The sequence below is a fragment of the Coprobacter secundus subsp. similis genome (assembly GCF_015097275.1).
Taxonomy (GTDB): Bacteria; Bacteroidota; Bacteroidia; order Bacteroidales; family Coprobacteraceae; genus Coprobacter; species Coprobacter secundus.
The window spans coordinates 3,347,500-3,361,100 of the sequence record NZ_AP023322.1 but is presented as its reverse complement, the minus strand read 5'-3'; the positions used below and the strand labels follow the sequence as shown (position 1 = coordinate 3,361,100).

General features: G+C 35.2%; 10 protein-coding genes and 1 tRNA gene. 7 read left to right on the top strand and 4 right to left on the bottom strand.

What is annotated here, in order from left to right; translation table 11 throughout:
- The first annotated feature begins 354 nt into the window (after positions 1-354).
- Entirely contained in the window at positions 355-1,332 is a 978-nt protein-coding gene (locus Cop2CBH44_RS13455) for a Gfo/Idh/MocA family protein (protein WP_200755000.1), read from the top strand.
- Between the two features lie 3 nt (positions 1,333-1,335).
- Here the strand turns inward: Cop2CBH44_RS13455 and Cop2CBH44_RS13450 are convergent, their stop codons facing one another.
- Both Cop2CBH44_RS13450 and Cop2CBH44_RS13445 read right to left on the bottom strand, forming a co-directional pair.
- Positions 1,336-3,186: a heparinase II/III domain-containing protein gene (locus tag Cop2CBH44_RS13450; RefSeq protein WP_200754999.1), complete on the bottom strand. Its 1,851-nt coding sequence runs from the start codon at positions 3,184-3,186 to the stop codon at positions 1,336-1,338.
- Positions 3,187-3,333: 147 nt separating this feature from the next.
- Positions 3,334-3,407 (bottom strand) — tRNA-Met (locus Cop2CBH44_RS13445).
- Between the two features lie 297 nt (positions 3,408-3,704).
- On the opposite strand from Cop2CBH44_RS13445, the gene Cop2CBH44_RS13440 reads away from it, so the two are divergent.
- The 5 genes from Cop2CBH44_RS13440 to Cop2CBH44_RS13420 all read left to right on the top strand — a co-directional run bounded on the left by Cop2CBH44_RS13440 (position 3,705) and on the right by Cop2CBH44_RS13420 (position 10,984).
- Positions 3,705-4,091, top strand: a complete 387-nt coding sequence (locus tag Cop2CBH44_RS13440) for an START-like domain-containing protein (protein WP_021929550.1) — start codon at positions 3,705-3,707, stop codon at positions 4,089-4,091.
- A 119-nt stretch (positions 4,092-4,210) separates the two neighbouring features.
- A complete protein-coding gene (locus tag Cop2CBH44_RS13435) occupies positions 4,211-6,163 on the top strand; it encodes an LptF/LptG family permease (protein WP_021929551.1) in 1,953 nt (650 codons plus the stop codon).
- 51 nt (positions 6,164-6,214) lie between these two features.
- A complete protein-coding gene (locus tag Cop2CBH44_RS13430; RefSeq protein WP_021929552.1) occupies positions 6,215-7,432 on the top strand; it encodes a bifunctional 3,4-dihydroxy-2-butanone-4-phosphate synthase/GTP cyclohydrolase II in 1,218 nt (405 codons plus the stop codon).
- A 223-nt stretch (positions 7,433-7,655) separates the two neighbouring features.
- The gene (locus Cop2CBH44_RS13425; protein ID WP_200754998.1) at positions 7,656-10,280 is read left to right on the top strand and encodes an ATP-binding protein; all 2,625 of its coding nucleotides are present in this window, start codon (positions 7,656-7,658) and stop codon (positions 10,278-10,280) included.
- Between the two features lie 11 nt (positions 10,281-10,291).
- Positions 10,292-10,984, top strand: coding sequence for a response regulator (locus Cop2CBH44_RS13420; protein ID WP_044224561.1), 693 nt, complete (start codon positions 10,292-10,294; stop codon positions 10,982-10,984).
- 127 nt (positions 10,985-11,111) lie between these two features.
- Here Cop2CBH44_RS13420 and Cop2CBH44_RS13415 read toward each other — a convergent pair whose 3' ends face one another.
- Positions 11,112-11,624 (bottom strand): RNA polymerase sigma factor, encoded by a 513-nt coding sequence (locus Cop2CBH44_RS13415; RefSeq protein WP_200754997.1) that lies wholly within the window; start codon positions 11,622-11,624, stop codon positions 11,112-11,114.
- 221 nt (positions 11,625-11,845) lie between these two features.
- On the opposite strand from Cop2CBH44_RS13415, the gene Cop2CBH44_RS13410 reads away from it, so the two are divergent.
- Entirely contained in the window at positions 11,846-12,217 is a 372-nt protein-coding gene (locus tag Cop2CBH44_RS13410; RefSeq protein ID WP_200754996.1) for a diacylglycerol kinase family protein, read from the top strand.
- A 62-nt stretch (positions 12,218-12,279) separates the two neighbouring features.
- Here Cop2CBH44_RS13410 and Cop2CBH44_RS13405 read toward each other — a convergent pair whose 3' ends face one another.
- The gene (locus Cop2CBH44_RS13405) at positions 12,280-13,473 is read right to left on the bottom strand and encodes a pyridoxal phosphate-dependent aminotransferase (RefSeq protein WP_200754995.1); all 1,194 of its coding nucleotides are present in this window, start codon (positions 13,471-13,473) and stop codon (positions 12,280-12,282) included.
- Positions 13,474-13,601 lie beyond the last annotated feature (128 nt).

Here is a 13,601-nt window from a genome sequence, read left to right as displayed (position 1 = left end):
CTGACTGAAACTTGAAATTATCCCACTGCTATTCTTGATTTTCCTATCTTTGTTATAATAACTTTATTTGCAAACTTAAGGGTAGCATAATTTACATTTTTTATATTTAATATGAATATTTTTCTATTTTCTTATCTTGATTTTATCTTTATCTAAATCATTTATACAGAATATTATAGAAATTACTGATATATTTTCAATCTGAATTCTTTGTATGTGAAAAGTCAGTTTCATTACTTACAGAGATTAGTACATAAATAATAAATTGCATCTTCATCGTGTTGCAACCATAAAAACTATCTGAAAACAAAAATTGATTAACTTTGGAAAAACAAATATGAAAAATATCAATTTATGGAAAATATTAATTGGGGCATTATAGGATGTGGAGATGTATGTGAAAAGAAAAGCGGTCCGGCATTTTATAAGATAAAACATTCTTCTTTAGTTGCCGTTATGCGGAGGGATGAAGCCAAGGTAAAAGATTTTGCACAAAGGCATAGCGTAGAAAAGTATTACACAGAGGCCGAGAAATTGATAAATGATCCCGATATAAATGCCATATATATAGCCACTCCCCCTAACATGCATAAAAAATATGCGATACAGGCCATGGAGGCAAGCAAACCGGTATATGTAGAAAAACCTATGGGAATGAACTACACCGAATGTCTTGAGATGATAGAGACTTCAAAAATAACAAATCAAAAATTATTTGTTGCCTTTTACCGCCGGGCACTCCCTTATTTTCTAAAAGTAAAAACTTTATTGGACGAAAACAGAATTGGGCAAGTGCTCACTGTTGACATAAAACATATCAAGAAAGCCCAAACATCTGACTTCGATGCCAATACTCATACTTGGAGGGTAGATAAAAGTATTGCAGGAGAAGGTTACTTTTATGATTTAGCCCCTCACACACTCGACATTCTCGACTTCCTATTGGGTAAAATAGAATCAGCAAAAGGATATTCTCAAAATCTGGGGCACTTATATGATACCAAAGATACTATATGTGCAACACTCCAATTTGAGTCAGGAGTTATAGGTACAGGACTATGGTGTTTTGTCGCTAATGAAAACTCTGAGCAAGATTCTATCGAAATCATAGGAACAAATGGAAAAATAACATTCAGTACATTCGCTTTCACTCCTATTACGTTAATAACTAATAAGATATCCGAACAATACTCTTTCACTTCCCCCGAACATATAGAACAACCCTTGATACAAACTATTGTGGATGAGTTAAGAGGGTATGGACATTGTCCTTCTACTGGAATCTCTGGTGCCAGGACATCTTTAGTCATGGACCGAATACTAAAGGAATAATGATTATTCCCCTAACTGGACTTCAATATACTGTTCCTTTTCGGGACAATCATCCAAACGAATTTGTAACAACGTATATCCCGTAACAGGATTTTCAAAAGGAGTAAAAGGCTTTGCCTCCGTTGTAGAAAACTTTGCATTTTTTGGAGAAAGAATCTGTAAAACAAATTTTTTACCGTCTTTCTCCAAAACTGCCTTTTTACCATCTAATAAAACCTTCGATGATGTTACAGCATTCCAACAAACACTACCTTCAGTATCTTTCAAATATATCGAATCACCAACAATCATAAGACCTTTATTAGATAAAGAAAATCGTCGGATTACCCTGTCGGCATCTTTCTGATATACTGATGTCAAATCAATAGCCACTGAAGTTTGCTTTTTACTCTCAACTTTATCTGTAACATAAGCTCGACCTGGAACATACTGCCTATTATTATTGATAATCAATGTATTATGACTATAATTAGTGTTTCTGAAATAATTCCAGCGCTTCCCGCCATCTTTACTATCCCAAAAACCCGGTAAGTCATAATTATCTGCACCCAAATCTTCTAACCAACGAATACCATATCTTTCTATTATAAAATTTCCGGCATCCATTTGCTGATGGGCCATATCAGGAGCACCACCTTTAGCAATTAAAAACAAATCATCTTTTTTGTGACCTTCCCGAAAGATAACAATATCATTAATGCCTCTATAAATTTTCACTTTTTCCGAGCGAGTACTTTCTTCCGGTTTTGAAATATCACACCATGCTAATGATAAAAAGAAATGCCAACGTGTGCGCTCTTTATTATCCAACAAAGACATTATTGTCTCTCTGGCAAAACGAGCGACTTCCGGTTGCTGAAACTTTCTACTAAAATAAAAATAAGCAGGACCAGCATAGGGTAATATCCCTTCGGTACAATCTCCAAAATTAAATATCCGTTTTGATGGACTTGTCGCATCGACATAAAATCTGGCTGTATTAGAAATTCCAGGCAAAGTATCTATCCCCATACATGAACCCAAATTATCATCCATCGCTTTCATCATCATAGACAAATACACATTCGTATATGCCCAATAAGCCGGCCCCTCATAACAAACACCATCAGGAGCAAAAAATCGGAGACAATTGGGCATATATCTTACCGCATTAGTTATTATCGTATCTGCCAATCCCACATAATCCTCAGCAAAAGCCAGTGCACCAAGAGACATTCCCGTATTACAAACGACGTTCCAATTAGTTCTACGCTTAGCCCAAGAGGTATCATCTCCTTCTCTATATTCTTTAACAGCATGGTCCAAAACATACCTCTTCACCATAAAACGAATCTTTCCTTTCAACGATTCAGGCAGATAATCATAAGTCCAATCATAAGCAATAGCCACGGCTGTAGTCATTTCTGCAACATCCAAAAAATGTTCAGGTTTAGTATTCCAAAGGGGAAGCGTAAAAATATATTCTAAAGATTCTTTTACCTTTTCGGCATACCTGTCATCATTATACAGCCGATAAGCCATAGACAAAGTTATCATACGATATACATATTCCCGACTAATATGCAACGGGGGAACCTTAGAGCCATCTTCATAAAAACGATACTCTACAGGAACTGTCAACAAATAGTCTGCTTCACGATGCAACTTATCCGACAACTTCTTAGCAAATTTATTTGTTTTCAATAAATTATTTACACGTATTTCATCAGAATCAGTAAACAACAATCTCGGATGCGACCTAAGTTCTCGGCCTAATACTGATTTTGATTGAGTCTCCGCTACAACACTCGATATTGTGAAAAACGAACCCAATAAACCCAATAATAAAATAGATATATACTTTGTCTTCATCATTCAAAAATTCAATTTTAAACTACATGGAGAACTGGAAAAATCTCCTTAATTATAGGAACGAGATTTTATTATTTTTATTGAGCTAGTGTGTAAAAAAGAAAATAAAAACAAAAAAGGCAATAGAAAAATAATTCTCTTTGCCTTTTGTAGCGAGACCGGGGCATGATCCCGGGACCTCATGATTATGAATCATGCGCTCTAACCAACTGAGCTATCTCGCCATCATTTCAATTCTACCTGCCTTCTTGTGACAAATGCGGTGCAAAGATATATCGTTTTTTTGAAACCTGCAAAGTTTAGCGATATTTTTGTATCATTTTTTTCAAAATATATTTTAATTTACTATATTTCAATAGAATAATATTGTCTATGCTGTAATAATAGAAAACTGGAATGATTAATTTCACAAAAAAATAATTCAACATAGTTGAAATTTTCGATATATTACATATATTCGCCTTCATAATTATTCAAACACGGGAAGCTTGTTTTCCCCTAATCATTTAAATCTATACAAAATGAAAAAGGAAAAATATACCATTGAATACAGTTTAAACAATATATCACCCTCTGTGCTATGGACCTATATCGGAACTGTCAATGGATTAGCCGACTGGTTCGCAGATAAAGTTGTAGCCGATGGTAAACACTTTACATTTTATTGGAACAAGTCCCCTCAAGAAGCAATACAAACGACTTTTCGTGCCGGCTCATTTATTCGTTTTAAATGGTGCGATGAAGAACCTGATAGTAAAGCCTACTTTGAATTCCGTATCAATGTTGCCGAACTTACAGGAAATGTTGTTCTCGAGATTACCGATTTTGCATATCCCGAAGAAAAAGAAGATAGTATAGATTTATGGGATAAACAGATAGAGTCGCTAAAAAGAACTTTAGGTGCATAACCTATTTTAAAGGCGTTTCTCTGAAACCTTACAATTGAGTCTTTATAGTTTTTATACAACTGCATCATCGTAATCTCATTTTTTTACGCTACTTTTGCGAAACAATGTAAAACGACTATATGTTTCGTATAAAACGACTATATACATTTATTTTACAGACATTTTTGCCTGTTTTTTTAATGACATTTTTCATTTGCCTGTTTATCGTACTCATGCAATTTTTATGGAAGTATGTAGATGAAATGGTAGGCAAAGGAATTGAAATGTCCGTATTGGCAGAGTTATTTTTTTATGCAGCTGTTACTCTTATTCCGATGTCTCTTCCTTTAGCTTTGTTATTGGCATCCTTAATGACATTCGGAAACTTAGGCGAACGATTCGAACTGTTAGCGATTAAAGCTGCAGGAGTTTCTCTTATACACATCATGCGTCCTTTGATTGTTGTAATCTGTTTAATCGTAGTGGGCGCATTTTTTTTTCAAAACGATATTTTACCTAAAGCACAGGTAAAAATGTGGACTCTACTTTATTCCGTCCGACAAAAGTCTCCCGAGTTAGATATTCCAGAAGGTGTTTTCTATGATCAAATCAGTGGTTACAATCTCTATGTAAAGAGTAAAAATCGAGAGACTGGTATGATGAAAGATTTGATGATATATGATGTTTCAAAAGGCTTTGATGACGTCATGATGATACTTGCAGATTCTGGGAAACTAAAACTTACGGATGATAAGCAATATCTCTTTCTAACGTTGTACGATGGTGAATCATTTGAAAACCTGAAAACTCAGAATCGGTCTTCCAAAAATGTACCCTACCGAAGAGAAACGTTCTCTCAAAAAGAAATATTAATACCTTTCGATGCAAATTTTAATCGAATGGATGACGGAATCATGCAAAACCAATATATAGGGAAAGACATGCATGCATTAAGAACATCCATTGATTCCATGAACCTCAGAATGGATAGTATCGGACGAACATTTGGTAATGACCTAAAACGCTCTGGATACTTTACTTTATATGATTATCAAAATAATACCGCAAAGCCTTCAAAACAAGTTCAGCAACAATCCTTTAATATAGACAGTTTGTACGCACAGGAATCTTTATTACGAAAACAAGCTCTTCTTGACAGAGCTATAACCCGTGCAGAAAGCGTAAGGCAAGACTTTGAATACAAAAGTCTCGTAACAAATGATGAGAAACGGACAATCAGGCGTCATGAAATGGAAATGCATAAAAAGTTTACTCTTTCTTTTGCTTGTCTAATATTCTTTTTTATTGGGGCTCCATTAGGTGCAATCATTCGAAAGGGAGGTTTAGGCATGCCGGTCATCGTATCCGTATTTTTATTCATCTTCTATTACATTATCGACAACACAGGTTATAAAATGGCACGAGACGGGCGCTGGCCGGTATGGGAAGGTATTTGGCTAAGCTCTGCCGTATTACTTCCATTAGGCATATTCCTCACGTATAAGGCTGTCAAAGACTCTGCCGTATTTAATCGAGATGCTTACATGAACTTCATACGAAAAATAATCGGAAAACAGGAAGTCCGTAATATTGTCATGAAAGAAATTGTAATAGATGAGATGATACCGGAAACTGCTCTAAAATATATTGATGAATTAAGCGATTTATGTAATGAAATGCTGAGAAAAACCGGGAATAAACGTCAAAATTATTATGAATACTGGACACGTGGATATGACAAGGACTTATTACATTCGATTAGTTACAGATTGGAAACGCTGGTAGAATACGCTCAAAATTCCAAAAATCAATTGTTAATTACTAAATTGATGGATTATCCCATCATCCGGAATTTATATTTATATCGACCTACCAAAATAAAATCTGCAGGAATTCTATTAGTCATTCTATTTCCAATCTCAATACCGATATATTTATTTGGTAGTTGGCAGCAAAAAGGATTAAGACGCGAATTAAATACGATTTTATCTACAAATAAAGAATTAAAAGAAATTATATATAAAGATTTAGAGCTTTCCGGCAAAAAAATATATTGCCAAGTAAACCAGACGAACCTGGATACAAAAAACTAAATAAAAAATAAGAGTTTACGGATTTATTCATAAAGTCAAATATTACACGATATGAGCGAAATTAAATTAAACACGATTGAAGAGGCTATTGAAGATTTTCGAGAAGGAAAATTTATTATAGTAGTAGATGACGAAGATAGGGAAAATGAGGGAGATTTTATTGTTGCAGCAGAAAAAATCACACCCGAAAAAGTCAATTTTATGCTGACTCATGGTCGTGGTGTTCTTTGCGCTCCTATCACAGAAGAACGTTGTGCAGAATTAGAACTGAACATGCAAGTGACAGAAAATACTTCAATCCATGAAACCCCCTTTACTATTACTGTCGATAAACTTGGCGGTGGTTGTACAACAGGAGTATCTATGTTTGATAGAGCAGAAACAATTAAAGCCCTGGCCAATCCTGAAACTAAGCCTTCGGATTTAGGCCGCCCAGGACACATAAATCCCTTACGTGCCCGAAACCGCGGTGTTCTACGTCGTTCAGGGCACACAGAAGCTGCTGTAGATATGGCACGATTAGCCGGACTTTACCCTGCAGGTGCACTTATTGAGATTATTAATGAAGATGGTACCATGGCACGTCTTCCTCAGCTGATGGAAGTTTCTAAGCGCTTCGGCATCAAAATAATTTCTATCAGAGATCTTATTGCCTATCGATTAAAAATAGAATCTATTGTAGAACGAGGTGTAGAAGTAGACATGCCTACTGAATACGGGCATTTCCGCCTTATTCCTTTTAAGCAAATATCAAACGGATTGGAACATATCGCTCTTATTAAAGGGAAATGGGATTTAGACGAGCCAATACTTGTTCGTGTGCATTCTTCTTGTATGACAGGAGATATTTTCGGTTCGAAAAGATGTGAATGTGGCGAGCAGCTCCATAAAGCAATGACCGAAATCGAAAAAGAAGGCAAAGGAGTTATCGTTTATATGAATCAGGAAGGACGAGGCATAGGCCTTATGAATAAAATAAAAGCCTACAAGCTACAGGAAGAAGGCTTGGATACTGTAGATGCAAATCTACACTTGGGATTTAAAGCAGACGAACGGGATTATGGTGTGGGAGCAAGTATTCTTAGAGATTTAGGTGTTCGAAAAATGAGATTAATGACCAATAATCCTATAAAAAGAATCGGATTAGAAGGCTATGGTCTCGAAATTATTGAGAACATCCCTATCGAAATCACTCCCAATAAATATAATATGTTCTATATGAAAACAAAAAAAGAAAGAATGGGGCATACATTACACAACATCAAATGATTATTGAACACAAGAAACTCAATTCTAACTCAAAAAAATAATAATCAAACAAATATTGAATGAGGAAAAATCCTTGATTTTTTGTACTTATCACAAAAGTCGGGATTTTTCCTCATTATCATTACAATACAATATATTTAACGGCTTTTATTTTGAAAAATAAAAGAACTTTCTTTATTTTGTTTAAGATAAGTTCAGCCCTCTTATTAAATCTGACAGTCATATGTTAACAAATACAAGTCTGTACGCAGAGAAGGTTAGCCGAGAAATGCTTATTTCCGATTCCCAGAAAAAACATGGAGACCTGACTATCTTTTTCGGAACTTGCATGGGAGAAGGCAAAACCCAAGCTATGCTTGAAAAGGCATACTTGCACAGGCAAAAAGGTCTCGATGTAGTCTTAGGCAATTTTCACCCAGATTCATTGTCAAGAAGACATGCAGTTATGGAATGTATCCTACCCAATCAATTTGGAGAAATTGATATCGAAGCCATACTACATCGTTCTCCGGGGCTGGTTATCATTGACGAGCTGGCTCATAACAACAGTTCTGGAAGTCGACATAAATTCAGATACCAAGACATCGAAGAGTTGCTCGATAACGGTATAAATGTATATACAACATTAAGTGTCATCCAGTTAGAAAGTAATTCTTATATGATGAGTAATCGTATAGGAATCAAAGCACCCTATATTGTTCCCGATATCTTTTTCGAACAAGCAGCACAAATCATTCCTATCGATTGTAAAATAGAAGAAATCATTCGACGTTATAATTCAGGTGAAATTACAACATCATTCCTAACACCCGAGCAGGAAACTGTATTCTTTTCATTAGACAATTTGACTTTATTAAAAAAAAGTTTCAAAAAACTAATATCGTTCCGTAAAAATGAATCCCTCAGGCAGCGCATTGAAGCAAATAAGCTCGAAGACATCAGTCGTGAAGGTTTACGTTTACTAGTACATATCGACGAAAAACCAAAAACTGAAAGGATAATACAAAGGGCAAAAGAGCTCTCGTATACTATGGGAGCTCCTCTTTTTGCTGTATACGTATATACTTCAGACAGCTTATCTAATACTGAACAAGACCAACTGAATAAAAATATAAGGCTCGCATATCGTTTAGGTGCTTACGTAATCAGAATGACAGGAGACAATTGGATCTCAGAAATGTCTTCTGTCATAAAAAAAGAAAAGATTACACACCTCATATTAGAACGAGAACCATATAAGAAATGGTATCAGCTCAGGACTCCATATCCTTTCGAAAAACTTATCAAAAAATGCGAAGACATAGATATCTACATTCTGTCTAAAGAATCTTCTATCAAAAGAAAAAGAAAAATCAGCACAGCCATAAAACGTCCTAATTTTACAGCATCTTTAACAAACTATGTAACTTCCATACTGATAACAATAAGTTTTACAATCCTTTTATATCCACTCATATCTTGGGTACACCCTCAAGCTGTGATTTACCTTTGCATGATAATTTTGGCCATACAATCTCTATTTTTTACTACTGGCCCAATACTCACCTCGGCCATTGTAGTTGCACTTATAATTGACTATTTTTTTACACTGCCTTTCGGAACATTTACTCTTTACAGAATAAATAATTTAGCAATGTTCGGGTTGTTTCTCTCGATCCCTCTTATAAATTCCATATTTGCAAACCGTTTGAAACGGCAAGAACTAATGAGTAGAAAAAGAGAACAGGCAACCAATACCCTACTACACCTTTCAAAACACATGGCTTTTGTATCAGGAATCGAAGAAGTTCTGAAAGTTGCAGATAAGGCTGTAAAAGAAAGTTTCGACTTGGATTGTACAATTATTTTAAAGGACCAAAATGATTCTTTAAACAAAGTTCCGACCTTTATCCAGCATCTTCCTATAAATGAGGAAGAATATGAAGTTGCTAAATGGGTATTTTCAAATAGAAAATCAGCAGGACGATCTACAGAAACATTTATGTCTGAAGAAAAAACATTCTATCCGCTCAACAGTGTACGTATGCGTATGGGGGTAATTGCCGTCAAACTGAAACGGCCGTTCAGTCCTCACGAAGAACTCATTTGGCTTACATTAAAAAGGCAAATATCAAATACACTTGAACGGGAATATTTAAACGAACTTGCTACTCAAACTCTACTTTTACAAGAATCGGATAAATTATATAAAACTCTATTTAATTCCATTTCACACGAATTACGTATTCCGGTAGCAACCATACTCACAGCATCTGAGACATTAAGTACCATAGGAAACGATATGATTAAAGAAATTAATAACGAAATCTATACAGCCGGTAAACGTTTACACCGCTTAATAGAAGAACTCCTTTCGATGTCAAGGGTCGATTCCGGAAGACTTTCCCCTCGCTGTGAATATTATGATATACAAGATCTCATTGGTCCAGTACTTCAACAAATGAAAATAGAATTATCTGACTATAAATTAAATATTGATATCGAAGAAGATACCCCTCTTATCAATATGGATTTGGTCCTAATGCAACAAATTCTCACAAATCTATTGTACAATATTATCAATTATGTACCTAAATATTCACAAATAAATATAAAAACGCACTATGAAAATTCATTATTCTTAATGGAAGTATCCGATAACGGTCCTGGATTTAATGAAGAAGACTTACCCCATATCTTCGATAAATTTTATAGGGGAGCGCATGTCCCTACCGGAGGCTCAGGCCTCGGTTTGGCTATCGTAAAAGGATATGCCGAAGCGATGAAAGGTACAGCAACGGCTTGTAATATTCCGGGAGCATGCATTACTATCACGATTCCAAGTGAGATTCTGATTATTAAAGAATAAAATTCAAAGTTATGAATAACGACAAATCTATACTTATTATCGATGATGAAGTGCAGATAAGAAAGTTACTCACAATTACTTTAGAAATGCACAATTATAAAGTCATCGTTGCATCAAATGCAAAAGAAGGATTAGCTGCAGCGGCAATGTTTGCACCCTCTACTATCCTCCTCGATTTGGGACTGCCCGATACAGATGGGCAACAAGTACTAAAACAACTTCGAGAATGGTATACCAACCCCATTATTATTTTATCAGCTCGTACCCATGAAGAAGAAATCATCAAATCTCTGGATTTAGGAGCCAATGACTATTTAACGAAGCCATTCCATAACGGAGAACTATTGGCCCGTATCAGGTCTGCCCAGCGTTCTATCCAATCAAATCAAGAACAATCGTCTGTCCTCACCTTTGGTAATTTATCTATTGACTTGGCAAATCACTTAGCTAAAAAAAATGACGACATACTAAAGTTGACTTCTACTGAATTTTCTATCCTTGCACTCATGGCACAGAATGCAGGTAAGGTACTTACACATCAATATATATTAAAAGAAGTATGGGGAGTTCCTTATCAAGACCAACCTCAATATTTACGAGTTTTTATCGCCCAATTAAGAAAAAAAATAGAAGACGATCCGTCGTTTCCTTCTTTCATAGTCACAGAATCAGGAATAGGTTATCGCTTTTGCAGAGAAATATAAAAAAGGAATCGGGAGTTTTTATCATAAAAAACTCCCGATTCCTTTTTTTACCACTTGGAAACCTTAAAAATTAACCTGTTAACAAACGCTATACATCTGTTTGCCAATCTTTTTTACTTCAAATTATTCATGCATCATAGTGATAATCCTTCAACTGAGATTGTAATTGCTGACGAGAAGCATAAATACGACTCTTTACAGTACCTATCGGCAAATTCATCCGATCTGCAATCTCTTGATATTTGTATCCTGATAAATACAAACTGAAAGGAATACGATATTCTTCAGCCAATGACTTGATTACCCGATTTATTTCTTTAACTGTATAAGTAGAGTCCGGTGTCTCTTCTCCCGGATTCGATGCATACCGATTCATTATTGTTCCTTCCTCATTATCAAAAACTGTATATTTATTTGAACTGCTATGATAATCATTAATAAATATATTACGCATTATAGTAAATATCCATCCGCTAAAATTATCGTTGTTTACAAATTTTTCTTGATTATTGAGGACCTTCAACGACGTTGATTGCAACAAATCCTGAGCATCGTCACGATTCATTGTCAAACTATATGCAAAATTAAACAACCTTTTTTGCATTCCTATTAATTTCTCTGTTACGTTATTTACGTCCATATCTCAATACTTTTATTTAATTTCTCTTTATTGCCCTTTCATCTACCGGACATTGCAAATATAATAGAGATGTTATAAGTAAAATATAAGTATTCTTGACAAGGGTATAAAGATTTTATAAAGATGTGTATTATATACACTAATAGAATTATATTTCTAATTGATTATTTATTCATACAGTCATCCATATTTTATTGTAAATTTGTTACAAATAAAAGACTATGAAGCAAGAATATTTTTCTTTAAAAAAAAGAGTACGGAGTTTCGGATATGCCTTCAACGGCATTAAAATACTTTTCAGATATGAACACAACGCAAGAATACATAGTTGTGTTACTATTTTGGTAATCGCTGCAGGTATATGGTTCAATATCTCTATCAACGAATGGATAGCTATCGCTCTGGCTTGTGGCATTGTTTTAGCAGCAGAAAGTTTTAATTCTGCAATCGAATCCCTTTGTGATTTAGTCAGTCCCCAACAAAATCCCATTATAAAAAAAGTAAAAGATTTAGCAGCTGCGGCAGTATTATTTACAGCAATAGCGGCCCTTATAGTCGGATGTATTATCTTCATCCCATATATTATATCATAAATAAAAAAGGTTCTGTAAATTGATTTATTTACAGAACCCCAACTAACCAATTTCTCTCTGGTTTATTTCAATTTTGCGACCGAGTCTTTTATACGGCAAAGTGCTTCTTTCAAATTTTCATCTGAAGTAGCATAAGAAAAACGCAAACAATCCGGTGCTCCAAAAGCATCTCCCCCTACCGTAGCCACATGGGCATCCTCAAGCAAGTACATAGCTAAATCATCAGATGTTTTAATTACGTGTGTACCATCTGATTTACCAAAGTAATAACTTACTTCCGGAAACAAATAAAAAGCACCTTGAGGATTATTTACTTTAAACCCGGGAATTTCCTTTGTCAATTCTACAACAAGATTGCGACGACGCTCGAATGCCTTGCGCATTTCTTCTACACAAGATTGATCGCCCGAGAACGCAGCTGTAGCAGCTTTTTGTGCTATAGAACAGGGCCCTGACGTATATTGGCTCTGTAATTTATTACATGCCTTAGCAATCCAAAGAGGAGCAGCAATAAATCCTATTCGCCATCCGGTCATTGCATAACCTTTCGAAACACCATTTATAATCACCACTCTATCTCGTATTTCCTCAAATTGAGCTATACTTTGGTGTCCTCCAACATAATTGATATGTTCATATATTTCATCAGCAAGTACCAAAACCTGAGGATATTTTACTAATACATCCGCCAATCCTTTCAGCTCGTCCTTAGAATAGACACTACCTGTAGGATTAGATGGAGAACAGAGAATCAACAACTTTGTCTTAGGGGTTATAGCGGCCTCAAGTTGTGCTGGAGTAATCTTAAAATCTTGCTCAATACCAGCAGAAACAATGACATTCTTACCCTCAGCCAACTTAACCATTTCTACATAGCTAACCCAATAGGGAGCTGGAACAATAACTTCATCACCAGCATTAACTAAACTCAATACGGCATTACAAATAGACTGTTTAGCCCCACCTGACACAACAATCTGTTCCGGAGCAAAATCAAGCTGATTTTCATTTTTTAATTTGGCACAGATTGCCTTTCTCAAATCCATGTAACCTGGAACAGGAGAATAAAATGAAAAATTATCATCTATTGCTTTCTTAGCCGCCTCTTTAATGTGATCGGGAGTATTAAAATCGGGTTCTCCCACACTTAAATTAATAACATCAATACCTTGAGCCTTTAACTCATTACTTTTCTGAGACATAGCCAATGTCTGGGAAGGTGACAGACTTGCCAGACGTTCTGAAACTTGATTCATGGGTCTTGTATTGTTTTTAGTTGTTTGTTTTCGTTTTGCAAATATACAATAAAACTTCTAACATCTTACAATACTAACTACAAAATATTCAATGCAAAAAGCAAAATTCTACATATTCAAATATTTTA